The sequence below is a fragment of the Streptomyces sp. NPDC058534 genome (genome assembly GCF_042717365.1).
Lineage (GTDB): Bacteria > Actinomycetota > Actinomycetes > Streptomycetales > Streptomycetaceae > Streptomyces.
Genome location: NZ_JBHXNW010000079.1, coordinates 5,008 through 28,358, shown reverse-complemented (window position 1 = coordinate 28,358; position 23,351 = coordinate 5,008). Strand labels below are relative to the sequence as shown.

General features: G+C 71.4%; 23 protein-coding genes and 3 pseudogenes. 16 read left to right on the top strand and 10 right to left on the bottom strand.

Annotation, left to right across the window (positions count from 1 at the left end):
• Positions 1–168 precede the first annotated feature (168 nt).
• The 4 genes from ACFWR9_RS34685 to ACFWR9_RS34670 all read right to left on the bottom strand — a co-directional run bounded on the left by ACFWR9_RS34685 (position 169) and on the right by ACFWR9_RS34670 (position 6,201).
• Positions 169–1,572: an extracellular solute-binding protein gene (locus ACFWR9_RS34685; RefSeq protein WP_383849370.1), complete on the bottom strand. Its 1,404-nt coding sequence runs from the start codon at positions 1,570–1,572 to the stop codon at positions 169–171.
• The gene (locus ACFWR9_RS34680) at positions 1,572–4,550 is read right to left on the bottom strand and encodes a substrate-binding domain-containing protein (protein ID WP_383849367.1); all 2,979 of its coding nucleotides are present in this window, start codon (positions 4,548–4,550) and stop codon (positions 1,572–1,574) included. The genes ACFWR9_RS34685 and ACFWR9_RS34680 overlap by 1 nt, the downstream gene beginning before the upstream one ends.
• 7 nt (positions 4,551–4,557) lie before the next feature.
• Positions 4,558–4,920, bottom strand: a complete 363-nt coding sequence (locus tag ACFWR9_RS34675) for a hypothetical protein (RefSeq protein ID WP_383849364.1) — start codon at positions 4,918–4,920, stop codon at positions 4,558–4,560.
• Between the two features lie 108 nt (positions 4,921–5,028).
• Entirely contained in the window at positions 5,029–6,201 is a 1,173-nt protein-coding gene (locus ACFWR9_RS34670) for an epoxide hydrolase family protein (RefSeq protein WP_383849361.1), read from the bottom strand.
• An 82-nt stretch (positions 6,202–6,283) separates the two neighbouring features.
• On the opposite strand from ACFWR9_RS34670, the gene ACFWR9_RS34665 reads away from it, so the two are divergent.
• A complete protein-coding gene (locus ACFWR9_RS34665; RefSeq protein WP_383849358.1) occupies positions 6,284–6,862 on the top strand; it encodes a CGNR zinc finger domain-containing protein in 579 nt (192 codons plus the stop codon).
• A 15-nt stretch (positions 6,863–6,877) separates the two neighbouring features.
• Here ACFWR9_RS34665 and mmuM read toward each other — a convergent pair whose 3' ends face one another.
• A complete protein-coding gene (mmuM, locus tag ACFWR9_RS34660) occupies positions 6,878–7,795 on the bottom strand; it encodes a homocysteine S-methyltransferase (protein ID WP_383849355.1) in 918 nt (305 codons plus the stop codon).
• 59 nt (positions 7,796–7,854) lie between these two features.
• Between mmuM and ACFWR9_RS34655 the strand changes: the two are divergent.
• The 3 genes and pseudogenes from ACFWR9_RS34655 to ACFWR9_RS34645 all read left to right on the top strand — a co-directional run.
• Positions 7,855–8,625: pseudogene (locus ACFWR9_RS34655) on the top strand (CPBP family intramembrane glutamic endopeptidase); the annotation flags it as partial.
• Positions 8,622–9,806, top strand: a complete 1,185-nt coding sequence (locus tag ACFWR9_RS34650) for a sensor histidine kinase (protein WP_383849352.1) — start codon at positions 8,622–8,624, stop codon at positions 9,804–9,806. The pseudogene ACFWR9_RS34655 and the gene ACFWR9_RS34650, both read left to right, overlap by 4 nt.
• Positions 9,803–10,462 carry a response regulator gene (locus tag ACFWR9_RS34645; RefSeq protein ID WP_383849349.1) on the top strand — a complete coding sequence of 220 codons (660 nt, stop codon included), beginning with the start codon at positions 9,803–9,805 and terminating at the stop codon, positions 10,460–10,462. Before ACFWR9_RS34650 ends, ACFWR9_RS34645 begins: the two co-directional genes overlap by 4 nt.
• Positions 10,463–10,471: 9 nt before the next feature.
• Here the strand turns inward: ACFWR9_RS34645 and ACFWR9_RS34640 are convergent, their stop codons facing one another.
• Positions 10,472–11,008: a hypothetical protein gene (locus ACFWR9_RS34640; RefSeq protein ID WP_383849346.1), complete on the bottom strand. Its 537-nt coding sequence runs from the start codon at positions 11,006–11,008 to the stop codon at positions 10,472–10,474.
• A gap of 150 nt (positions 11,009–11,158) precedes the next feature.
• On the opposite strand from ACFWR9_RS34640, the pseudogene ACFWR9_RS34635 reads away from it, so the two are divergent.
• Positions 11,159–11,320, top strand: a pseudogene (locus ACFWR9_RS34635) (isocitrate lyase/phosphoenolpyruvate mutase family protein); the annotation flags it as partial.
• On the opposite strand, the gene ACFWR9_RS34630 reads toward ACFWR9_RS34635, so the two are convergent.
• Positions 11,317–11,889, bottom strand: coding sequence for a TetR-like C-terminal domain-containing protein (locus tag ACFWR9_RS34630; RefSeq protein ID WP_383849344.1), 573 nt, complete (start codon positions 11,887–11,889; stop codon positions 11,317–11,319). The pseudogene ACFWR9_RS34635 and the gene ACFWR9_RS34630 sit on opposite strands and share 4 nt — an antisense overlap.
• A gap of 190 nt (positions 11,890–12,079) precedes the next feature.
• Between ACFWR9_RS34630 and ACFWR9_RS34625 the strand changes: the two genes are divergently transcribed.
• Genes ACFWR9_RS34625 through ACFWR9_RS34615 form a run of 3 tightly spaced genes read left to right on the top strand, consistent with a single transcriptional unit; the run spans position 12,080 to position 14,220 of the window.
• Entirely contained in the window at positions 12,080–13,345 is a 1,266-nt protein-coding gene (locus ACFWR9_RS34625) for an MFS transporter (protein ID WP_383849341.1), read from the top strand.
• A 48-nt stretch (positions 13,346–13,393) separates the two neighbouring features.
• A complete protein-coding gene (locus ACFWR9_RS34620; RefSeq protein ID WP_383849338.1) occupies positions 13,394–13,720 on the top strand; it encodes a hypothetical protein in 327 nt (108 codons plus the stop codon).
• Between the two features lie 11 nt (positions 13,721–13,731).
• Positions 13,732–14,220 (top strand): hypothetical protein, encoded by a 489-nt coding sequence (locus tag ACFWR9_RS34615; protein ID WP_383849335.1) that lies wholly within the window; start codon positions 13,732–13,734, stop codon positions 14,218–14,220.
• Between the two features lie 50 nt (positions 14,221–14,270).
• On the opposite strand, the gene ACFWR9_RS34610 is transcribed toward ACFWR9_RS34615, so the two are convergent.
• Positions 14,271–15,527: an FAD-binding protein gene (locus ACFWR9_RS34610; RefSeq protein ID WP_383849332.1), complete on the bottom strand. Its 1,257-nt coding sequence runs from the start codon at positions 15,525–15,527 to the stop codon at positions 14,271–14,273.
• Positions 15,528–15,633: 106 nt separating this feature from the next.
• Here ACFWR9_RS34610 and ACFWR9_RS34605 point away from each other — a divergent pair, with 106 nt between their 5' ends.
• The 5 genes and pseudogenes from ACFWR9_RS34605 (at position 15,634) to ACFWR9_RS34585 (ending at position 18,434) form a co-directional block, all read left to right on the top strand.
• Positions 15,634–16,953, top strand: a complete 1,320-nt coding sequence (locus ACFWR9_RS34605) for a radical SAM protein (RefSeq protein WP_383849328.1) — start codon at positions 15,634–15,636, stop codon at positions 16,951–16,953.
• A 125-nt stretch (positions 16,954–17,078) separates the two neighbouring features.
• Complete coding sequence (locus tag ACFWR9_RS34600; RefSeq protein WP_383849325.1) at positions 17,079–17,531, top strand: hypothetical protein; 453 nt, start codon at positions 17,079–17,081, stop codon at positions 17,529–17,531.
• Complete coding sequence (locus ACFWR9_RS34595; RefSeq protein WP_383849322.1) at positions 17,518–17,682, top strand: hypothetical protein; 165 nt, start codon at positions 17,518–17,520, stop codon at positions 17,680–17,682. The genes ACFWR9_RS34600 and ACFWR9_RS34595 overlap by 14 nt, the downstream gene beginning before the upstream one ends.
• Positions 17,683–17,694: 12 nt before the next feature.
• Positions 17,695–17,925 (top strand): annotated as a pseudogene (locus tag ACFWR9_RS34590) (polysaccharide deacetylase family protein); the annotation flags it as partial.
• 80 nt (positions 17,926–18,005) lie between these two features.
• On the top strand, positions 18,006–18,434 hold the full coding sequence (locus tag ACFWR9_RS34585; RefSeq protein WP_383849319.1) for a hypothetical protein: 429 nt from the start codon (positions 18,006–18,008) through the stop codon (positions 18,432–18,434).
• A 90-nt stretch (positions 18,435–18,524) separates the two neighbouring features.
• On the opposite strand, the gene ACFWR9_RS34580 is transcribed toward ACFWR9_RS34585, so the two are convergent.
• Both ACFWR9_RS34580 and ACFWR9_RS34575 read right to left on the bottom strand, forming a co-directional pair.
• Positions 18,525–18,905: a carbohydrate ABC transporter permease gene (locus ACFWR9_RS34580; RefSeq protein WP_383849317.1), complete on the bottom strand. Its 381-nt coding sequence runs from the start codon at positions 18,903–18,905 to the stop codon at positions 18,525–18,527.
• A 237-nt stretch (positions 18,906–19,142) separates the two neighbouring features.
• Positions 19,143–20,189 carry a LacI family DNA-binding transcriptional regulator gene (locus tag ACFWR9_RS34575; protein ID WP_383849409.1) on the bottom strand — a complete coding sequence of 349 codons (1,047 nt, stop codon included), beginning with the start codon at positions 20,187–20,189 and terminating at the stop codon, positions 19,143–19,145.
• Positions 20,190–20,387: 198 nt separating this feature from the next.
• Here ACFWR9_RS34575 and ACFWR9_RS34570 point away from each other — a divergent pair, with 198 nt between their 5' ends.
• Genes ACFWR9_RS34570 through ACFWR9_RS34560 form a run of 3 tightly spaced genes read left to right on the top strand, consistent with a single transcriptional unit; the run spans position 20,388 to position 23,161 of the window.
• On the top strand, positions 20,388–21,251 hold the full coding sequence (locus ACFWR9_RS34570) for an ABC transporter permease (protein WP_383849314.1): 864 nt from the start codon (positions 20,388–20,390) through the stop codon (positions 21,249–21,251).
• 45 nt (positions 21,252–21,296) lie between these two features.
• Positions 21,297–22,319: an ABC transporter substrate-binding protein gene (locus tag ACFWR9_RS34565; RefSeq protein ID WP_383849313.1), complete on the top strand. Its 1,023-nt coding sequence runs from the start codon at positions 21,297–21,299 to the stop codon at positions 22,317–22,319.
• The gene (locus ACFWR9_RS34560; protein WP_383849311.1) at positions 22,316–23,161 is read left to right on the top strand and encodes an ABC transporter ATP-binding protein; all 846 of its coding nucleotides are present in this window, start codon (positions 22,316–22,318) and stop codon (positions 23,159–23,161) included. Before ACFWR9_RS34565 ends, ACFWR9_RS34560 begins: the two co-directional genes overlap by 4 nt.
• Positions 23,162–23,351 lie beyond the last annotated feature (190 nt).

The window sequence follows — 23,351 nt, the reverse complement described above, 5'->3', positions numbered from 1 at the left end:
GGGCGCCGCAATGGCGCCGTCGCCGTGGTGGGCGTCAGCACGGCAGACCTGCGCTGTTCCTCCGCAACGTCCTCTCCCCACATGGACTCAGCCAGCCCATGAGCCCGGCTCGCGTCCTCGCCCCGCTGGGGCCCTCGCTCCTCCGAGGACCTCGGTCTCGCGCGGCCGTCAGTCCGGCAGGGCGCGTCTGAGGGCCTTGTCCAGTCGTCGCGCCAGTTCCGTGTCACTCGGCGGGTCGTTGGCGAAGAGGGCGCCCAGTTCGGTGGTGAAGGTCTGAGTGAAGGCGCCGTACAGCGGGGTGCGGGGGCGGTGCACCGCCTCCTGGAGGGCGGGGAGCAGGATGTCGCGGGCGTACTCCGGGCGGCCGGCCGTGCCGCGGGGCACGGTATCGGCGCTCTCCCCGGTCGGCGCCGCCGAGGGCGTCGCGGCACCCACCGCGCACGTCACGGCGTCGTCCGTGTAGGCGGAGGTGCGCGTCGCGGCGAAACCGGCGTCCAGCAGGCAGCGTTCGCTCTCCTTGCCGGTCAGGTACCTGATCAGGTCGGTCGCCTTGGTCCTGCGCTGGGACGCCGCGGTCACGGCGAGGTTCTGGCCGCCGAGCACGGCCCGGCCCGGCAACGCGGTCACACCGAGCCGGTCGTCGTCGGGGAACGACTGGTGCAGGGCGGGATACACGTACGGCCAGTGGCGCAGGAAGGTGGTGCGGCCGGCGGCGAAGTCACCGAGGGAAGCCGCCTCGTCGGAGTGGAAGGCGTCCGGGAGCACGTACGAGGCCTCGGTGCGGCGGCGCAGCTCGGTGATGCCCTCGGTCAGCTCCTCGACGGTGGCGTCGTAGTGGCCGTCCTCGTCCGTGAGCGTGAGGTCCGGTACGGCCGACGCGAACGCCTCCACGGCGTTGACCGTCCGTCCCTCGTACGCGGCGAGCTGGGTCGTCCAGCCCTTGTCGTAGCCGTCGGGCTTGTGGTCGCCGACGGCGTTGATCAGCGTCTTCAGCTCGGGCCAGTCCAGGCCGCCCGTCAGGTCGGTCTGCTCGATGTCCGCCTGGCTCAGGTGGTCGCGGCGGTAGTACAGCAGGCCTACGTCGCTGTTGAAAGGAGCGGCGTACACGTCGCCGTCCCAGCGGGCGGTGCTCGCGACGGGTGCGATGACGTCGTCGTCGAGCAGCGACTCGGGCAGTGGGCTGATCAGGTCCGCGGCGGCGAACTCCGGGACCCAGGTGACGTCGAGGTTGACCACGTCGTAGGCGGCGCTGCCGGACTGGAGCGCGCCGAGCAGTTGGCTGCGCTGTTCGTCGGCGTTGCCGGGGAGTTCGACCAGTCGGGCCCGGTAGCCGGTGCCGGCCTTCTCCTGCTCGGCGTTCCAGGCGTCGATGAGCCGCTGGCGGACGCCGTTCTTGCCGGTGACGTCCCGGCCGCTGGCGACCACGATGTCGCCGGGCACGTCGGCGGAGGGCGGCGCCGTGGGCCCGCTCCCGTTGCCGCCGCTGCACGCGGTCGGCAGGAGCAGGCACAGTGGGGCCAGCAGCACGGCCAGCCGTCGCCGGGACTGTCGTCGGAGCAGTGCTCCACGCATCACGCCTCCCCCGTTCCGGTGCGCGCGACCTCGTCGTGCAGGGCCGCGCCGAGATCGTCGTCGGCGTCCAGGCAGCGGCCGCCGCCGGCCTCCGAGATCCGGGCGTCCGGCTTGCCCGCGTCACAGCCGCCGCCCTTCAGGGAGACCATCGCGACCGGCAGCCCCCTCGCGCGCGCGACGTCCAGGAGGTTGCCGAAGCCGTCGCCGGCGAGCCGGTCCGCGTCCTCGTCGTCGGTGACGAAGACGATCAGGCCGGGGCGCTCGTCGTCGGCGTCCCGCACCTCCATGGCGTCGAGCGCGGCCCGCAGCGCCCCGAGCGGGTCCGCCTCGGCGTCCCGGACCTCGGCCTCGCGGTCGATGGCGCGCTCGGCGTCCTTGCGGGTGTGCGGGCCGAAGGGCAGCAGAGTGTCGTACGTGTCCTCACCCGCGTCCGACACCGCCCACACGGCGTACTCGTCCCGCTCGCCGAGCCCGCCCAACGACTGTTTCAGCAGCCCTGGCCCACCACTGGGCCCCTCCCACTGGCCCGCCATCGAGCCGGAACTGTCGAGCAGGAACAGCACGCGGCCAGGCCCGTTCGCACCCCGGTAGCCCTCCAACGACGCCTCCATCGCGTCCCGTCCGGCGGACTCGGTCAGCGGCGACGGTGCCCTCAGCACCCCGTCGGCGACCTCGGTGGGGTCCAGCAGGGCCCGGTTGCCGGTGGCCGAGCGGAAGCCGTCCCGGGCGAAGGCCGCCCGGCCGCCCTCGCCGGTGAGCCACTCCCGGAAGGCGTCCGCCTCGCGGTCGCGGTCGGCCTCGTCGCGGTCGGCGCCCTGCCAGCGGACGCGGACGAAGAGCGGCTCCAGACCCGGAACGTCACCCGGGTACTGGGCCATGCGCGGGGTGCGGCGGGCGCTGTCGCAGCCGACGCCGCTCTTCAGGAGGAACTCGGGGACGAGGGCCGCGGTGCGGTTGTCGACGCCGTCGTCGTCGGGCAGCGCGCACAGCAGCTCGGCGGCGGTCGGGGCGGGCGGGCCGGGCTGGGCGACCCGGTCCTCGGCGCGGCGGGGGTCACTGGTGCCGGCCGCGTCCGGGGTGCCGTACAGGGCGATCGTGGCCAGCAGTCCGGTGTCGGTGAACTCCGGGTCGGGGCGGCGCACCGCGCCGTCCGGGTGCCGGGCGCGCAGGGCGTCGATCATCCGGGTGAGCGGGGGGCCGGTGCGGCCGTCGAGTTCGTCGACGGCTCTGTCCTGCGGGACGGCGAGCACGACCGGGGAGTACGCGAAGGGCTCCTTGTCGGGGTCCAGTTCGGCCACGGCGTCGGTGTCCTGCCCGGCGACGACCCGGGCGGCGTCGGCGGGGGAGCCGGGTATCCAGACGTCGGGCTGCGGACCGACGTCGCGCTGCGGGTTGGTGTCGGCCTCGCGGGGTTCCTGCCAGGCGCCGGTCTGCTTGCGCAGGGCGGTGACCGTGTCGGCGGCCCCCGCGCTGTAGACGGTGATGCCGCTGCGCCGGCAGCCGTCGCCGGTGGTGTTCGCCTCCGACGTCAGATACGCGTCGGCGGCTGCCCGGACCGTCGGCTCCAGGTCGGGGTCGGTGAGCACCCGCAGCTCCAGGGGCGGGGCGCAGGAGGAGGGGCCGCCGGTCGCAACGAAGTGGCGGTAGCCCCCGACACCGAGCGCGGCGACGACCAGGACCAGGAGTACGACGCCCCCGGCGACCAGCCGCCGCGCCCGCCCGCCCCGCCTCGCTCCGGCCTCGTCTTCCGCGCCGCCCGCCTGCCCACCGGCGTTCCCGTCGCCGTCCCGGTCCTCCCCGATCCCCGCGTCCCGCCTACGACGGCCCAGCGCGACCCCGGCTGCGCCGATCCCCGCGTCCCGCCTACGACGGCCCAGCGCGACCCCGGCTGCGCCCACCCCGCCCAACCACCCGCCCAGAGCCGCCCCAACCCGGCGGACGGGCCCGGGGCCGGGTACGGGCCCTGGCTCAGGGTCAGCGACGGGCCGTAACCCGGGGTCGGAGGCGGGGAGGTGCCCGGGTTCCGGGACGGGGAGGTGCCCGGGTTCCGGGACGGGGAGGTGCCCGGGTTCCGGGACGGGGAGGTGCCCGGGGTCGGAGGCGGGGAGGTGCCCGGGGTCGGAGACGGGGAGGTGCCCGGGGTCGGAGGCGGGGAGGTGCCCGGGTTCCGGGACGGGAAGAGGTTCAGGCGGAGGTACGGGCCGTGGCTCGGGGTCAGGCGCGGGCGGGCCTCCGGACCCCCCTGCCCCGGCGGCGAGGAGCACGTCCATCCCGGGCTCGGCGCGGCTCTCCGGCTCCCAGGCGTCACCCCGCACCGTCCGGTGACCCGCGGCGGACATCTGAGCCCGCAGGTCGTCCACGAGAGCGCGGAACGAGACGTCGCCGCCCGCTTCCAACAGCTTCACCAGCTTGGCGGTGAACGGTGTCGGGGTGTCGGGATCGCCCGCGTCGGTGCGGTGATTGGGCTGCACGCTCATCAGCAGCAGCCGCCGTTTGTCGGGGGTCTCCGGGCGGACCCAGGCGGCGTTGCCGGCGAAGCAGCAGTCGAGGACGACCACGATCCGCCGGGCCGGACTGGCGGCGAGCATCGCCTGCGCGAGGCTGAACAGCACCGCGCCCGGGAAGACCGCGTGCTCGCCCGCGACCACCCGTGCTGTGCGCATCTGCAGGAACAGCTCGTCGCCCGCGTTCGGGATCGCCCCGTGCCCGGCGAAGTACAGCAGCAGGACGCCGTCGGCCTCATTGGCGGCCTTCCACAGCTCCTGGTCGAAGGTGCCCTGGTCGGGAGAGCGGCACACCTTGACCTCCCCCTCACCGAACACACCGCCGTGCCGCAGCGCCTCCTCCAGCCGGTTCAGGTTGTGTTCGACCGCCGGAAGGTCGCCGGGCACGCCGTCCGGCGGCGCCGTGTTGTCGTACTCGGACACTCCGACCAACAGCGCCCGGTTCGCCTTCCCCCGCGGGTCGTAACCGGTCACCGGCCGCCTACCTGTCGTCGGGTCGCACCGGCTCGACGTGCGCCTGGGGCGGATCGCCGTCCTCCACCTCACGGCGGTTGGCCCGCCAGGCCTCCACGGATCGTCTGACCTGGTCCACCACGCCCTGGAACGTCGCGCCCGCGGCGCCCCCGATCACCGCCACGACAAGGTCCATGCCGGTGCCCATCGGGGTGCCGGCCTCGTCGGTCCGGCTGTGTTCGTCGATGCGGAGCTGGTCGATCCGGGCCAGGTCGGCGAGCGGTTTCTCCCGTTCCAGCCATTTGTGCAGGGCGGCGATGTCAGTCGCCCTCTCGGTCCCGTCCAGCCGGATCCGGATACCGCGCGTCACCACTCCATCCCCCTCAGCCATAACTCACCATCATGACACCGCAGTTGCGCACAAGCGAGGGTCCGTACGCCGCTGCCGTGACACGCACGCGGGGAGCGCACGCGGGCCCCTCCCGGGTGTGCCCCGCGTTCACCGATTGGTGGTCAGTACTGCCGCGAGGCCCTCTTGCAGATCTTTGACGAAATACTCGGGAACCTCCAGCGACGGGAAGTGCCCCCCGGTTTCGGGTGAACCCCATCGGACGATCTGTCGGTACCGCTCCTGTGCCCAGGGGCGTGGGCACTTCTCGATGTCGCGGGGATACATGCTGATCGCTGACGGGACGTCGACCCGGAGTTCGGGGTCCAGCGAGTTGTGGCTCTCGTAGTAGATGCGGGCCGCCGACGCGCCGGTCCGCGTCAGCCAGTACAGGGTGACGTTGTCAAGAACGCGGTCGATGGAGATCCTCTCGAACGGGCTGTCTTCCGTGTCCGACCACTCGGCGAACTTGTCCAGGATCCAGGCGAGAAGCCCGACCGGTGAGTCGACGAGCGAGTACCCGATGGTCTGCGGTCGCGTCGCCTGCTGCTTCGCGTACGCCGCGCGGTGGCGCCAGAAATCGCGGGTCTCCTCGGTCCACCTGCGCTCGACCGCCGTCAGCCCGTCCGTGGTCAACCCGGGCGGCGCCTGCGCGAACGTACTGTGGATGCCGAGCACGTGCGCCGGGAACCTCCCGCCGAGAACCGTGGTGATATTGCCTCCCCAGTCGCCGCCGTGGGCTGCGAACTCGGGGTAGCCGAGCCTTCCCATCAGTTCCACCCACGCGGCCGCGATCTTTTCGGTTCCCCACCCGGTCGTGGCCGGTTTGTCGCTGTAACCAAAGCCTGGCAGCGACGGGGCCACGACGTGGAAGGCCGGCGCGTCCGCATCTTTCGGATCCGCCAGGTCGTCCATCACGTCGATGAACTCGGCGATGCTGCCGGGCCACCCGTGCGTCATGATCAGAGGAGTGGCATCCGCGCGCGCGGACCGGCGGTGCAGGAAGTGGATTCCCAGGCCGTCAATGGCCGTGCGGAACTGGCCGATGCGGTTGAGGCGCTCTTCGAACGACCGCCACTTGTACCCGGTGCGCCAGTAGTTCACGACATCGACGAGGTCGGCGAGCGGAACGCCCTGTTCCCATCGGCGAGGGCCGGGCGCGGCGCGATGGACCGTCTCGGCCTCCGGCAGCCGCGCTGAGGCCAGTCGTGCGCGCAGATCGTCGAGGTCGGCGTCGGTTGCGTGGGCTTCACATGCTTGCACGTCGCTGGTCGGGCGGGGCATGAGACCTCCTGGCCATCGTGGAACCGGCTAAGACGGTTCTAGCAGTCCGCCGAGCCGTGCCGCAACCGGCTAAGGTGGTTCCATGCGTACTGCGTCGTTCCCTGACTTCCGCCTCGGCAAGGTGCTGGCGACCAGCTTCACGGGCACTCTGTCGGAGCGACATGGCGACGCTGTGGAGCGCATTCCCACGCCGCACCGACTCGTCGACTGGCTGGCGGTGTACGACCTCGCCGTGGACTCCTGCACCGCTGCTCAGCTCGATCTCGCCCGGGAACTGAGGGAGTCGATTCACGCCGCCGCGACGGCGGCCGCGGTCCAGGACGCTCTCCCCGCGTTCGCTGTCCAAGTCATCAATGACCGCAGCGCTCAGGGCCGGGCCGCGGCGATCCTGACGCCCGAGGGCGAGCGGCGATGGCGGCTCGGCTCGGCTTCCCGCGTGGAAGACGCCCTCAGCGTGATCGCCGCTGACGCGATCAGCGTCATCGCAGGCGAACGAGACGGAAAACTGGCCCTGTGCGCATCACCCACCTGCCAAGCCGCCTTCTTCGACACCAGTCAGAGTCGCACCCGTAAATGGTGTGACATGAACACGTGCGGGAATCGTCAGAAGAAGGCGCGCTTCCATGCCAACCAGCGCAAAAACCCCAGGTCGGCGGAGTGAACCCGGCGCGTCTCCTCACGCCCGTGACGCCCGTGCCAGCGCCGACGCGATCGACGTGATCGTGTCAGGGCCCACCCGGCAGCAGCCGCCGATCAGCCGGGCACCGGACGCCCGCCAGGCCCGTACCCGCTCGGGGTCGAGGGAGGAGCGCCCCCGCCAGGACCGGGCCCGCGCGTCCCAGGTCTCCCCGCTGTTGGGGTAGGCGACGACCGGTTTGCCGGTGGCGCGGGCGGCGGTCTCGACGGCGCCCGGCACGTCCTCGGGGGCGCAGCAGTTGACGCCGACCGCGATCACGTCGTCCGCGTCGGCGGCCAGGGCGAACGCCTCCTCCAGCGGCTGCCCGGCGCGGGTGCGGCCGCCCGCGACCGTGTACGACAGCCAGGCGGGGACGCCAAGACCGCGCACCGCCCGCAGCAGCGCCGAAGCTTCGTCCGTGTCGGGGACCGTCTCCAGTGCGAGGACGTCGGGCCGGGCGGCGGCCAGTACCTCGAGCCGGGGCCGGTGGAAGCGCTCCAGATCGTCCAGGGTGAGTCCGTACCGGCCGCGGTACTCCGAGCCGTCCGCGAGCATCGCGCCGTACGGACCGGCGGAGGCCGCGACCCACAGCGGCCGGTCCGCGCGCGCCCGGCGCGCGGCCTCCCGGGCCAAATCGACGCTGAGCGCCAGCAGTTCGGCCGATCGCTCACGGCCGAGGCCGCGCCGCGCGAAGCCCTCGAAGGTGGCCTGGTAGCTGGACGTGATCGCCACGTCGGCGCCCGCCTCGAAGTACGCGAGGTGCGCCTCGGTGATCGCTCCGGGCGCCTCGGCGAGCAGCCGTGCCGACCACAGTTCGTCGCTCAGGTCGTGCCCGGCGGCACCGAGTTGGTTCGACATCCCGCCGTCGAGCACGAGCGAGCGGCCGGTGGCGAGGGCGGCGGCGAAGTCGCTGGTCATGAGGTGAGGGTAGGTGCTGTCGGGGCGCGGGCCCCGGGGCTTGTCCCCCGTGCGAGCTATTGAAGGAGAACGACTGGCTGATGCTCGTCGTCGGCCTCACGGCGGCCGCGCTCGCGGTGCTCGTGTACGCGTGGGTGGTCCGGCGGACCGAGCGCCGGCAGGCCCTCGACGTGGCCCGGGAGGGCGCCGCGGTCAAGGCCGGCTGGGGGACGCTGATCGGCGCCGGGATGTTCGGCGCCGTCATCGTGAACCTCTTCTCCTCCGGGTACTACGAGGTCGACGGCCTGGGCTCGGTGGAGGGCGCCCTCGGCCTGGTCGGCTTCATGGCGGCCGCCGCCGCGATGGAGGAAGTCGTGTACCGCGGCGTCCTGTTCCGGATCATCGAGGAACACGTCGGCACATACGTCGCGCTGGCCCTGAGCGGCGTCGTGTTCGGCCTCTCGCACCTGCTCAACGAGCACGCGACCGTGTGGGGCGCCCTCGCCATCTCCATCGAGGCCGGCTTCATGCTCGCCGCCGCCTACGCCGCCACCCGCAGCCTGTGGCTGACGATCGGCGTGCACTTCGGCTGGAACTTCGCCGCGGCCGGCGTCTTCAGTACCGAGGTCTCCGGCAACGGCTCCAACCAGGGGCTGCTGGACGCCGCCACGGACGGCCCGAAGCTGATCACCGGCGGCGAGTTCGGGCCCGAGGGCAGCGTCTACGCGGTGGGCTTCGGAGCGCTGCTGACCCTCGTGTTCCTGTGGCTGGCCCACCGGCGCGGCACCATCGTGGCGCCCGGGGCTCGCCGTGCGGCGCGTGTCAACTCCACCGTTACACTGCCCCGATGATCGCTCGCCGAGGGATGCCGGAGATACCGGAGATACCGGTGCTGTGGCGACGGCTCGACGTCACCGTCCGGGACCTGCCGTTCGGAGTGCTCCTCCTGGTCGCGTCCCTGCTGCCGGCGCTGCGTGGCAACGGTACGGAGGTCGGCGGTCTGCCCACCCGCTCCGCCGACGTACTCGCCGGTGTCGCGGCCGTCCTCCAGTGCCTCCCGCTCGCCGTGCGCCGGCGGTGGCCGCACGTCTGCCTCGCCCTGGTGTCGATCGGCTTCGCCCTGGACCAGATCCGCGGCTACCACCTGTTCGCCGGTACCGCGCTGCCCATCGCGCTGCTGAGCGCCGGTTCGTATCTGGAGCGGTACCGGCGCGCGACCCTGGCCGTCGCCTCCATGGCGTTCGTCGCGCTCTCGGTCGAGCTGTACCGGCGCGGACCGGGCGAGCCGGTCGCCGAGTTCGTCACGTTCTACCTGGCGCTGGGCCTCGCGTGGGGCATCGGCACCTGGATGCGCTCCGCCCGGGCCGCGGAGGCCGAACGGCGGGGGCGGGTCGCCGAGGACGCCCGCAACGCCGAGCGCACCCGCATCGCCCGCGAACTCCACGACGTCGTCACCCACCACGTCACGGCGATGGTCGTCCAGTCCGAGGCGGCCCGGTACCTGACCGCCGCACCCGACCGGCTCGACCAGACGCTCGCCGCCGTCAGTGACACCGGCCGCCGGGCCATCACCGACCTGCGCCACCTGCTCGACCTGCTCAACCCGGACCACGGCACCGACCGGAACGCCCAGCCCAGGACACCGCCCGTCGGCCGGGTGCTCACGCTCGTGGAACAGACCCGCCGGGCCGGGCAGCCGGTGGAGTTCACCGAGGAGGGCACACCGGCGACCTCGACCGGCAGCGCCGACCTCGTGGCCTACCGTGTCGTGCAGGAGGCCCTGACGAACGCGCTCAAGTACGACCACGGCGGCCGGACCTCGGTCCTGGTCCACCACGGCGAAAGGGAGATCACAGTGCGGGTCGGCACGGACGGCACCGGCTCGGGCGCCGCGTCACCTGGCGGCAGCGGGCGCGGCCTGGCCGGACTGCGGGAACGGGTCGACGTCCTCGGCGGCGACTTCAGCGCGGACCGCCCGGAGGGTGGAGGCTTCGTCGTCAAGGCCCGGATCCCCGCGGGGAACCCGTCATGAGCGCACCGCTCCGCGTCCTGATCTGCGACGACCAGGTGATGATCCGCGCCGGCCTGGCGACGATCGTCGACGCCCAGCCCGACCTGGAGGTGGCGGGCGAGTGCGGTGACGGGCAGGCCGCGGTCGAACTGGCCGCCGAAGTACGGCCGGACGTGGTCGTGATGGACGTACGGATGCCGGTGATGGACGGCATCGAGGCCACCCGGCGGCTGGCGGGCGCGGGGGTGGAGCACCCCGTCAAGGTCCTCGTGGTCACGACGTTCAACCTCGACGAATACGTCTACGAGGCGCTGCGCGCGGGCGCGAGCGGGTTCCTGCTCAAGGACGCGCCGCCGGACCGCCTGCTGCACGGCATCCGGACCGTGGCGATGGGCGCGGCGCTCCTCGACCCCGACGTGACGCGCCGCCTCGTCGGCCGTTACGCCGCCCGCATCCGGCCCGCCGGCGGCCCCGCCGAGAACCTTCCCCTCACGCCCCGCGAGACGGAGGTGCTGTGTCTCATCGCGGACGGCCTCTCCAACAGCGAGATCGCCGCGGCCCTGGTGATCAGCCCCGAGACGGTCAAGACCTTCGTCTCCCGCATCCTCACCAAACTGGACCTGCGCGACCGCGTCCAGGCCGTCGTGTTCGCCTACCGCCACGGGCTGGCCACCTGACGCGCCGGATCAGGTCCGCAGCCGGTGCCGCATCTGCGTCAGGCGCCGGTCGAAGCGCAGATTGAACCAGACCAGCCAGCCCATCGCCGCCACGGCGAGCGCGAGGGCCAGGCTCCCGGCGGTCACCGAACCGGAGACGAACCAAAGGGCAGACGTACCGAAGAAGATGAGGGCCAGCAGGGGAAACGCCCACCAGCGGTTGCGACGCAGCCGCCGCTGACGGGAGTCGACCAGCGCGGCCATCTCCCGGCGCTGCTCCGGGTCCTCGGGCGGCCGGCCGCCCTTGAGGATCCGCCGCTCCATGGCGGGCACGTCCTCGGGCTCGGCACCGGTGTCCCGGGCGTCCTGGCGCCTGCGGCGGCGTACCAGGAACACGACCCAGACACTCATCAGGGCGCCACCGACGACCGCATACGGCCAGGAGTCGAGCCCGTTCGCGATCAGCCGGATCACCACGCCCACGCCCAGTGCGACCAGGCCGATCACCGACAGCCTGTCCCGCCAGTCCTGCCCCAGGGCCCCGTCGCCTCGCTCGCGTCTGTTCATGTCCACCTCTCGGTCGGCCGGATCGGGGGGTGACGTCACGTGTCCGTCCGGATACCCGCCCGCCGCCCGCGAACACTTCGGCGCCCACCGAAGCAACCGGCCCATAACGTCGGGCACATGAGCGACACGCACACCGCAACCACGGCCCCGCACCTCACCGACCTCGGCGTGGCCCGCGTGAGCCTCGGCTCACTGCTCTACCGGAGGGCCCTGGGCGCAGCCCTGGAGACGGCGGCCGACATCGCCGCGGGCCGGCCGCCGCGGGGCACGTCACCGGCGTACGAGGAGGTGGTCGCGCTGAGCGGCGGCTAGTCCGCGCGGGGCCAGTTCTCCAGCGCGACGTGCAGCGCGTCCACCGCCCGGTCCCAGGACGCCTGGACGGCACGCGGGGCGCCGAAGCCGCCGGCGGCCTCCAGGGCGCAGAACCCGTGGAAGGTGCTGCGCAGCAGTCGCACGGCATCGGTGAGGTCGGGTTCGGTGAGGCCGTAGGCGCGGAGCATGCCGTGGGTGATCTCGGCGGTGCGGCGCACGGCGGGGGAGTCGGCGACCAGGGACTGGTCCACGCGGATCTGCGTCGCGGCGTAACGGCCGGGGTGCCGCAGGGCGTAGGCGCGGTAGGCGCCCGCGAAGGCGGCCAGCGCCTCCTTTCCGGCCCGGCCGGCCACCGCCGCCGTGATCTCGTCGATCAGCTCGCCGCCGGCCAGCAACGCGACCCGCACACGCAGGTCCTGGAGGTTCTTGACGTGGGTGTACAGGCTCGCGTCCTTCACCCCGAAGTGCCGGGCGAGGGCGGAGACGGTGACGTTCTCGAAGCCGCTCGCGTCGGCGAGGTCGGCGGCGGCCGCGACGACACGGCCGGTCGTGAGACCCGCTCGGGGCATGCGCCACCTTCCTGACTCTCGGGACTCCTGGAGACCCCGGAGACCCCGGAGGCCTCCCGGGCGTCATGCTAGGCCAGCCGTCCCGAAAACCCTGCTGCGCCGACCACCCCTCGCTCCGTAGGGTGTCGCCGACCGTGGAGGGCGAGCAGGGGGAGACGACCGGTATGCGACGGCTGACGGCGACGACGGGATGACCCACGAGGCACGCGACGCCGACCGAGCCGCCGGACGCCCCGCGAAGGACACCCGGCCCCTGTGGCGGCAACGGGACTTCGGGGTCTTCTGGGCCGCGCAGACCCTCTCCGTCCTCGGCGACTCCTTCGCGCTGATCGCCCTGCCCCTGCTGGTCCTGGAAGCCACCGGCTCGATCGCCCGGATGGGCCTGCTCACGGCCGTGGGCGGCGCCGCCGCGGTCCTCGCGGCCGTGTTCGCCGGGGCCGTGGTCGACCGCGTCGACCGCCGCAAGCTGCTCATCGGCTGCGACCTCGTCCGGATGGTCATGTACGGACTGGTCCCCGTCGTCTGGCTCTTCGGCCCCCAGATCTGGCTCCTGTACGTCGTCCTGCCGCTGTGCGAGGCCGTCGGCATGCTGTTCGCCGTCGGCTATGTCACCGTCGTACGCAGCCTGGTCGGCACGAAACAGCTCACCGAGGCCAACGGACGCCTCAACGCCACCGCCGCCGCGGCCGGCGTGCTGGGCCCGCTGTGCGCCGGAGTGGTGGCCGGCTGGTCGGGACCGGCCACCGCCATCGGCGTCGACGCGGCCAGCTTCGGCGTCTCGGCCGCCTGCGTCGTCTTCGTCCGCTTCCGGTCCCGCCCCGCCGACGACACCCCGGCCACCGGCAGGCGGCCGGGCCTCTGGCAGGACCTGCGCACCGGCATCGCCTTCCTCCGCCGGCATCCGGTGCTGCGCTCGCTCACCGTGCTGCTGTGCGGGTTCAGCTTCCTCACCCTCGGCCTGAACGACCTGGTCATCTACCACCTCAAGCACGACCTGGGCCGCGACGACGGCACGGTCGGCACCGTCATGGCGGTCGGCGCGCTCGGCACCATCACCGGCGCGCTGCTGGTGGCCCGCGCGCGGCGCATGCTCGGCTTCGGCCCGACCTGGACCGGAGCGGTCGCGGTGTGCGGGCTGGCCTTCGCCGGTCTCGGCTGGGTGAGCGAGGTACCCGCGGTCGCCCTGCTGAGCGCCGCCTTCCTGGCCTGCGTCGGCATGGCGGGCACCTGCTCGATGTCCCTGCGCCAGGAGGTGACCCCGGAGCACCTGCTCGGCCGCGTCACCTCCGCCTTCTGGACCCTCCAGTACTCGGTGGCCCCCATCGGCGCCGCCGTCCTCACCTGGGCGGCGGAGGAACGCGGCACCACACCGGTCGCCCTGGCGGCGGGCACCTGCTGCGTCCTCCTCGCGACGACCGCGTTGTTCACCCCGATCCGCCGGGCGGGGCGGGCCTAGGGCATTTCTGGACGTGCCGTTGACCAGAAAGTTGAGCGGAGTCGGAAAGTGATCGAGTCGGCCGAGGAATTCATCAGGCTGCGCTTCAGCGATGTCCCCGAGGAATACGGCAGGGCGAGTACTGAGTCCGCAGTCCCCGATGTGTGGCGGGAGGTCATCGAACGGCACCCGGAAGCTCGTTTCTGGGTCGCGCAGAACAAGACGATTTCCTTGGAGATCCTCCAGGTACTCGCCGGCGACCCGGACCCAAGGGTGCGGGCCATGGTGGCGAGCAAGCGGAAGCTGACACCCGACCTCCTGAACATGCTGGCAGCGGACCCCGACGAATCGGTCAGGCTCACCGTCGCCCGCCACAAGAGTGTGCCGAAAACATGACGGAGAACCCAATGTTCACGATCCATGGCATTCGGCCACACGGACGACACACCGTTGAGATCGACGAGTACGTCCCTCTGACCATTCAGTGGCCGGGTTACGCGCGACTTCGGCAGACGCCGCAGGCCGTTGTCCTCGATGCAGGTGCGTCCTTGGTCGAGGTCAAGACGGACCGCGACAGCGGAGCGGTGGTGGAGCTTGTACTGGTCGACACGGGCCGCCCCGAGCACAGCGACACCCCGCTGTTCGTGCCCCGCGTCCTGGAGTCCGGTATTCCAGCACTGTCATACGCCGAGTCCGCCCAGGACGGCTCGGTGGGTGGCGTCCAGCTGTACTCGGATGGGCTGCGTGTTCGCTTCGGACAAGAGCGCGTGTCACGGGCTGTCGGCGATCCAGATGCGGGTTTCGGATTCTCGGAAGCGGGACACCTGGTCGAGTTCGGCGTGCGGCTCGATCTCGACCGCATGGCCCGACTGCGGGCTGCGTGGGGCCTCGGGTGACCGATCCATCTCGCGCTGAACGAGCCCGCCTGGCCCCGACGTCCCCCCGGTCACCCGCCCAGCACCCCGCGTACGAACGCGTTGGTGAACTTGCCCGCCGGGTCCAGCGTCCCGGACAGGGACCAGAAGTCGTCCAGCCGTGGGTAGAGCGTCCGGAGTTCGTTCGCAGGGGTCGTGAAGACCTTGCCCCAGTGCGGGCGGGCCGCGAACTGGGTCAGGGCCTGCTCCAGGCGGCGTACGACCGGCAGCACCGCCGTCGTGTCCTCGACCCAGGTGAAGTGTGCTGCCACGGTGTCCCGCCCGTAAGACGGGCTCAGCCACTGCGCGTCGGCGGCCACCGTGCGTATCTCGCAGGTCTGGAGGACCGGCGCGAGGACGTCCCGGATCGCGTCCATCGCGTGCAGGGCGTCCAGGGCGTGCTCGCGCGGCATCAGGTACTCCGACTGGAGCTCGGCCCCGCTGCTGGGCACGAAGTCGGCCCGGAAGTGCGGCAGCCGCTCGTGCCAGGGCCCGGGCACCCCGAACTGCTCCGTGCAGTTCACCGCGGGCATGCCCGGCACCGGGTGCATCTTGTCCACGGCCGGCGCCGCGTACGGGAACTCCGGCAGGGGCTGGTCGGTGCGTCGCTTCAGCCACACCTGCCGGAAGCCGGGCGCCCGCCAGTCGGTGAACAGGCTCACGCTGTAGGCCGACGCCATCACCGTCTCGAACGTCGCCGTGTCGAGACCGGCCAGCGGCAGTTCGGTGAAGACGTGCTGCTCGACCTCGTACGCCGGCTCCAGGTCGAGGGTGAGGGCGGTGACGACACCGAGCGCGCCGAGGGAGGTCACCGCGCCGTCGTAGCGCTCGTCGCCCCGTGCGAGGACCAGCTTCGAGCCGTCCGCCGTGATCAGTTCCACCTCGCGCACCACCGACGCCAGCGAGCCGTTGCCCACCCCGGAGCCGTGCGTGCCGGTCGCCACCGAACCGGCCACCGAGATGTGCGGCAGCGACGCCATGTTCGCCAGCGCGAGGCCCCGCGCGTGCACCCGCCGGGCCAGCTCCGCGTACCGGACGCCGCCGCCCACCCGCACCGTGCGGGCCGCGGTGTCGACGTCCACCTCGGACGGCAGGTCGGCCAGCGAGAGCAGGACACCCCCGTCCCCGGGCTCGGCGATCTCGTTGAAGGAGTGCCCGCTGCCCAGCACCCGCAGCCGCGCACTGTCCGCCACCAGGGCCCGCAGCGCGGCCGGCGAGCGCGGCCGCAGCAGCTCCTTGGCCGTGTAGGTGATGTTGCCGGCCCAGTTGGTCACAGTGACGTCGCTCATACCGCGGAAACCTACCCGGCGCGCCTGGAAGGGGCCCCGGGCGGGAAGCCGCACGCGCGGGGGCATACCGTGAGAAGTCGAACGCCTGAGCCGGGAGGAGACACGGATGGGCAGCCGTACCGCGCTGGTCGAGGATCTTATGGAGCGCTTTCCGCACGTACCGCGGGAAGCCGTCTTCAAGGAGGACCTGCTCCGCGGCGGGGTGGCCTTCGACCCCTCCGCGCTGAGCGACAACGAGTCCGGCGACGTCAAGCCGAAGTCGTACTTCATCTTCTCCTTCGACCACGGCACCCTGCCGGAGCTGGGCGAGGCCGCGCTGCGCCGCCCGCCCGAGGAGATCATCCTCACCGGCGGCCCCTACGACCTGCGCCGCACCGTGGTCTCGGTGCGCGTGAACCCGTCCTCGCCGTACCGCGTCGCCTCCGACGAGCACGGCCAGCTCGGCCTGTACCTCGACGGCAAGCGCATCTCCGACGTGGGCGTGCCGCCGATGCCGGAGTACTACCGCCACAAGCTCGCCAACGGGAAGTCGGTCATGGAGGTGGCCCCGACCATCCAGTGGGGCTACCTGATCTACTTGACCGCGTTCCGGGTCTGCCAGTACTTCGGCGCCAAGGAGGAGTGCCAGTACTGCGACATCAACCACAACTGGCGCCAGCACAAGGCGGCGGGCCGCCCCTACACGGGCGTGAAGGACGTCGACGAGGTCCTCGAAGCGCTCGACATCATCAACACGTACGACACGGCCAAGACGTCCACCGCCTACACGCTCACCGGCGGCGCGATCACGTCGAAGGTCCAGGGCCTGGACGAGGCGGACTTCTACGGGCGCTACGCCAAGGCCATCGAGGAGCACTTCCCCGGCCGCTGGATCGGCAAGGTCGTCGCACAGGCCCTGCCCAAGGACGACGTCCAGCGCTTCAAGGACTACGGCGTCCAGATCTACCACCCCAACTACGAGGTGTGGGACGAGTACCTGTTCAAGATGTACTGCCCGGGCAAGGAGCGCTACGTCGGCCGCGACGAGTGGCACAAGCGCATCCTCGACTCCGCGGACGTCTTCGGCGCGCGCAACGTCATCCCGAACTTCGTGGCGGGCGTGGAGATGGCCGAGCCCTTCGGCTTCAAGACGGTCGACGAGGCCATCGCCTCCACCACCGAGGGCCTGCGCTTCTTCATGTCGAAGGGCATCACGCCCCGCTTCACCACCTGGTGCCCCGAGCCCACCACCCCGCTCGGCAAGGCCAACCCGCAGGGCGCGCCGCTGGAGTACCACATCCGGCTGCTCCAGGCCTACCGGCAGACGATGGAGGAGTTCGGCCTCTCCTCGCCCCCCGGCTACGGCCCGCCCGGCGCCGGCAACGCGGTCTTCTCGGTCAGCTCCTTCATGGACAGCCTCCCGGAGGACGCGCCCGTCGAGGTGTGAGCGGACACCGGCGCCCCGGCCGGGAAAAGCGAGCAATAGCGCGCAACTTCTGCGCGATATTGCCTGTGTGTGCGGTGCGTACCAGAGTGGACTGACCGACGCACCGCACGCACAGGAGAACGCCCATGCCTGATCCCAGCCCCGGCGCCACGCGGGCCCACGACGCCCTGGAGGCCTCCCGGCAGCTCGTCGCGCGGCGCAAGGGGGTGCCGATGGTGGTCTCCCTGCTCGGCGCCCGGCAGGCCGCCGCGCCGGTGACGAGCAGCGCGGACGCCCGCCTCGCCGACCTCTTCGAGACCTGCCACCGGGAGCTGCACCCCGGCGGCGCCGACGACGAGGCCGCGCTCATCGAGACCCTCCAGGCCGTCGCGTACGACCGCCTCCTCGGCGGCGAGCGCGGCCCGCACACCTCTTCGGGGGGCACGCCGGCCGCGCTCGGAAGCGGCCCGCGCGCAGGTCGGAGAGGGTGGCGTCGTAGCCGATCGCGGCGGGGTCGGGGTCGCCGAGCTGACCGCGCTCGCCCGGGACTACGCCATCGTCACCCCCGACGACCTGGACCGCTTCATGCGCACCGGTGAGTGGGAGCAGGACCGGCCCGCCCTCCTCGTCGCGATCTACGAGGGGTACCGCGACAACTACGACGTGGCCGCCGCCGCGTGCGAGGAGGCGGGCGTCACCGGCTGGTTCTTCGTCTGCACCGCTTTCATGGACGCCCCCGCCGACCGGTAGTACGACTTCGCCCTGGACCACCGGATCAAGCTGGTCGACGAGAACCCGCGCGGTGAACGCATCGCCATGACCTGGGACGAGGTGGCGGACCTGCACCGCAGGGGACACGTGGTCACCCCGCACACCGCCTCCCACGAACTGGCCGAACGCGTCGTGACCGAGGAGGACGTGCGCCGCGAGGTGGTCGAACCCAAGCGGCTGATCGACGCGGCCACCGGTGGCGACGCCGCCTGCACCGCATGGCTGGCCGGCACCCACTGGACCGGGCGGAGCGTCGCCGACCGCGCCCTCGTGGATGCCGGGTACCGGTACCTCTTCCGAGGGTGGCGCCCCGCAGGGAACGCGGCATCAGGGTGTTCCACCGCTCGCTCAGCGACGGCCAGACGCCGGACCGCTGGACGGCCACCGCACGCGGCAGGCGGTGCGCGAGACCGAGGACCATCATCATCACGTACTCGGCCATCGGCACCGGCGAGATGCCGCCGATGGAGGTGATGGGGACCGGCAGCTCCCACGCGGGCGTGCCCTTGAGGTGGTCGGCGCCGGAGGTGTCGAGCTGGATCCACTCCAGCGCCGGTGCCTGGCCGGGGCCGGGGAAGACCCCGCCGGTGTGCAGGACGCGGGTGCGCCGCCACACCTCGTCGGGGACGTCGGCGGCCTTCTCCGCCGTGATCTGGGTGATCTCCAGTCCCGGAACGCGCTCCCGCAGGCGGTCGAGCCAGGCGTCGGAGAAGGACAGGGTGCTGAGGTAGTGGACGGGGGCGGGGAGTGGACGGGGGTGCCGGCAGAGGTCATTACTTGATTCCCGATCGTGCGAAACCCTGGACGAAGTACTTCTGGAATCACAGGAAGATGACGACCATGGGCAGGACGGACAGCAGCGCGAGCGCCATGATCGCGCCGTAGTTGGCGGTGTACTCGCCGTTCACGAACTGCATGCCGACGGAGAGCGTGTAGAGCCGCGAGTCCTTGAGGACGGTCAGCGGCCAGGCGAAGTCGTTCCACTGGTACAGGAACGGCAGCAGCGACAGCACGGCGACGAGCGGCTTGCACAACGGCAGCACCACGGTCACGAAGGTGCGTATCTGGCCGGCGCCGTCCATGCGGGCGGCCTCAAGGACCTCGTCGGGGATGCCCAGCATGAACTGGCGGGCGAGGAAGATGCCGAAGGCGGTGGAGGAGGCGGGCAGGATCACGGCCCAGAAGCTGCCGAACAGGCCCATGCCCGCTGTCCGCCCCGGCGAGCATGGCGGCGGCCAGCGACATCACCTTCGCGTCCGGCCCGACCCGGCGCCGTTGCCCACCCCGCCGAGGCAGACCTTCGCGTTCCTCGGCCCTGCCGACGAAGTTGCCTGCCGGGTCCGGTGGAACCGTCCGGTACTCCGGTCATCCCAGCTCAGCGGGTGCACCTCTCTGCGTCAGGCCCTCCCACGGCCCGTCACCGATCGGTGGATCCAGGGTCAGTGCGCGCCCCCGTCGGCCCTGGTCGGCCGTGGCGGTGGGGGAGCGACGCTGGCGCGCAGGACGACCTCACCGCCCACCCTCAGCACCCGTGACCGGGGCCCGCGCGGCTCGCGCAGGGCGAGTGCCATCACCTCCTGCCCCATGGCGGTGAGCGGCAGGGCCACCGTCGTGAGCGGCGGGGAGAGTTCCCTCACGAGGGGTATGTCGTCGAAGCCGGCCAGTGAGATGTCCTCCGGCACGCGTACGCCCTGCTCCCGGAAGGCGGCGAGCGCGCCGACCGCCATCACGTCGGTCACCGCGAACACGCAGGTGGGCCGTGCGCCGCGGGTGAGCAGCGCCCGTGCCGCCGTGTACCCGCCTTCGCGGGTGAAGGGCCCGTGCGCGATCCGCTCGGGCGGCAGCGCGACACCGGCCCGTGCCAGCTCGTCCCGGAAGCCGGCGAGCCGGTCGGAGACCGTTGTCAGCGAGGGCGGCCCGGTGAGCACCGCGAACTCCCGGTGCCCCAGGTCGAGCAGTGTCCTGGCCAGGGCCGAGGCGCCGCCCCGGTTCTCCGGCAGTACGGCGTCGACCCGCAGGCTGCGGTGCCGACTGACGACCGCGACACGTCCGCCCGCCCGCACATACGGGTCCAGTTCCGCGGCGAGCGCCCGCTCCCAGTCCCGGTCCTGAAAGCCGGAGCCGATCAGCAGGATGGCGCGGGCCCGCTGGGCGCGCAGTGTGGACACGTAGGCGATCTCGCGGGCCGGTTCACGGAAGGTGCTGGCCAGCATCACCAACAGGTCCTTCTCCGCGGCGGCGCGCATGACGCCGGCGGCGATCGCGGCGAAGTAGGGGTCGCCCACGTCGTGGCAGATCAGGCCCACGGTGTTGTTCGACGCACTGGCGAGTGCTTGGGCGTGGGCGTTGGGAATGTAGCCCAGCTGATCGGCGGCCGCGCGTACCCGGCTGCGCAGGTCCTCGCGGACCCGGGTGGTGCCGTTCAGGGCTCGTGACGCCGTTGCGAGGGACACGCCTGCCCTGCGGGCGACGGCGTCCAGCGTCACATGAGTCTGTGGTTCCCGTTCACTCACTTGCCCCCCTCGAACTTCGGGACGAGCTATTGACCGTGCGGACTGGCGGTCACTACATTGGCGGCACTCTATCAGAAAGCGCTTTCTGAAAGCCTTTTCTCGCCTGAGATCAATGAACCCGGCCGATCCGGACGGCTCTTCCCGACCGCTCCGGAGACCCAGGAGTTGACCGTGAGTCAGAGCGCCATCAAGGCACCATCCGCGCACGTGGCGGGAGTCGACAGGCGGAACAACCCGAGCGCGGGGGAGCGGGCGTCGCGGCTGCTGGAGCAGAGCTGGCGGCCCGTCGCCCTGTTGCTCGCGTGCTTCGCCGCATGGTGGGTGATCGCCGCCGCCGAACTGGTCGAGCCCTACCTCGTCCCCTCGCCCGGAGCGACCTTCGACGTGCTGACCGGGAAGGCCGACTACATGTGGCAGCACACATGGGTGACCACCTACGAGACGCTCCTCGGCTTCCTGATCGCCGTCGTCGTCGGGGTGTTCGCCGCCGTGGTGATGGTCTACTCGACCACCGTTGAGAAGACCCTCTACCCGATCCTGCTGTTCGCCCAGGTCGTGCCGAAGATCGCCATCGCCCCGCTGTTCGTCGTGTGGCTGGGCTTCGGCATCACACCGAAGGTCCTCATCGCGGTGCTGATCGCCTTCTTCCCCGTCGTCATCTCCATGGTGACGGGACTCAAGGCGGTCGACCCGGAGATGCTCCAGCTCTCCTCGACCATGGGCGCGAACCCCTGGCAGACCTTCGTCAAGATCCGCATGCCCGCCTCGCTGCCACATCTGTTCTCCGGCCTCAAGGTCGCGGTGACGCTCGCCGTGACGGGCGCGGTCGTCGGCGAGTTCGTCGGCGCCAACGAGGGACTCGGCTATGTGATTCTCCAGGCCAACGGCAACCTCGACACCCCGATGCTCTTCGCCGGTCTGCTGGTGATGTCCCTGATCGGTGTCGTCCTCTTCGTCCTCGTCGAGATCGCCGAGAAGCTGCTGCTCCCGTGGCACGCCAGCCGCCGCGAGACCGGCGTCACCACCACGTACTGACCTGATGACCGGCCACATGTCCCAAGCTGACAAGAAGGACCAGCCATGACTGCGCGCAGACTGCTTCTGACCGGCCTCGTACCGCTGCTCCTGGTCGCCACGGCCTGCGGGGAGGACGGCTCGGACACATCGACCAGCTCCTCCGGTAAGAAGCTGGACAAGGTGACGCTGACGCTCAACTGGTACCCGTACGGCGAACACGCGCCGTTCTACTACGGCAAGCAGCAGAAGATCTTCGAGAAGCACGGCATCGACATCGAGATCCGCGCCGGCCAGGGCTCCCAGAAGACGGTGCAGGCGACCGGTGCAGGACAGACCGACTTCGGCTGGGCCGACACGCCCGCCGTCCTGTCCGGCGTCGACGCGGGCGTCAAGGTCAAGAGTCTGGGCGTCTTTCTCCAGACCACTCCCGCGTCGGTGCAGTCCTTCGAGTCGCAGGGCATCAAGAGCCCCGCCGACCTCAAGGGCAGGACCATCGCGGGCACCGCCGGCGACGCACTCTCCAAGACGTTCCCGATCTTCCTGAAGAAGAACGGTCTCGCCGAGTCCGACGTCAAGGTCCAGAACACCGACCCGGCCGGCAAGATCGCCGCCGTGATCTCCGGCAAGACCGACGGACTGCTCGGTTACGCCAGCGACCAGGGCCCCACCATGCAGAACAAGGCCAAGAAGCCGGTCTCGTATCTGCGCTTCTCCGAGAACGGGCTGAACTTCTACTCCAACGGCCTCATCGCCGGCCAGCAGGTCCTCACCGGCAAGAAGGACCTCGCCGAGCGCATGGCGAAGGCGGTCAGCGAGTCGTTCGCCGCCGCGGAGAAGACACCGGAGCCGGCCGTCGCCTCGATGGAGGGCGCGAGTGAGCAGCTCCCGCCGAAGGAGGTCCTGTCCGAGCAGTTCGCCACGACGCTCACCCTCCTGCACACCCGGTCGACGCAGGGCAAGGCGCCGGGAGTCAACACCGAGGCCGACTGGCAGCAGACCATCGACGTCTTCGCCGAGGCGGGACTGGTGGGCAGCCCCAAGGCCGTGGCCGAGTACTGGGACAGCGCCACCGCGATGAAGGGATGACGATGCCCAGGAACACCACCGTGCGGGAGCCGGCAGTGACAAAGGACGGACGAAGCGGCGGGTCCGGCAGCACAGCGGCGGTCGGCATCAAGGACGTAGCGGTCCGCTTCCGTACCAAGAACCGTGACGTGACCGCGCTGACGGACGTCGATCTCGAGGTGCCCATGGGGCAGTTCGTCGCGATCGTCGGCCCGTCCGGATGCGGCAAGTCGACGCTGCTCAAGCTGGTCGCGGGGCTGCTCAAGCCGTCCACGGGCGATGTGCTGCTGAACGGCGAGCGGGTGCAGGGTCCACGCCGCGACATCGGCTACGTCTTCCAGCGCGCCGCCCTGCTGGAGTGGCGCTCGGCGCGCCGCAACATCCTGCTGCAGGCGGAGATGCGGAAGATGCCGGCGGAGCTGGGGCGCCGGCGCGCCGACGAACTGATCGCGATGACTGGCCTGAGCGGCTTCGAGGACGCGCTGCCGCACGAGCTGTCCGGCGGTATGCAGCAGCGTGTCGCCCTGTGCCGCGCCCTGCTGCACGAGCCGCCCGTCCTGCTCATGGACGAGCCGTTCGGTGCGCTCGACGCGCTCACCCGCGAGCAGATGAACACCGAACTCAACCGCATCTGGCGGGAGACCGGCACCACCGTGCTCCTGGTCACCCACTCCATCTCCGAGGCCTGCTACCTCGCGGACCGGGTGGTGGTGATGAGTCCGAGGCCCGGCACCATCACCGAGATCATCGACGTGGCTCTGCCCTCGGAGCGCGACTACACAGAGACGATGGGGCGGCCCGAGTTCCGGGAGGCCACCACCCACATCCGCGGCCTGCTCGGCGCGGTATCCGCGCAGGACTGAGCCGGGCGCGGACGTCGTCCCGCCGACACCAGTGGACGTGACCCGGACGCGGTCTCCGTGCAGGACCGGGGAACGCGGAAGGAGCCCTGCACCACCCCTGACGGGGGGGGGAGGGGTCCATGGCTGGTGCCGTGAGTACCAGGGGTTTGCCAGGTTGGTGTATATTTTGATTTCCGTGGTGAAAGGGTAC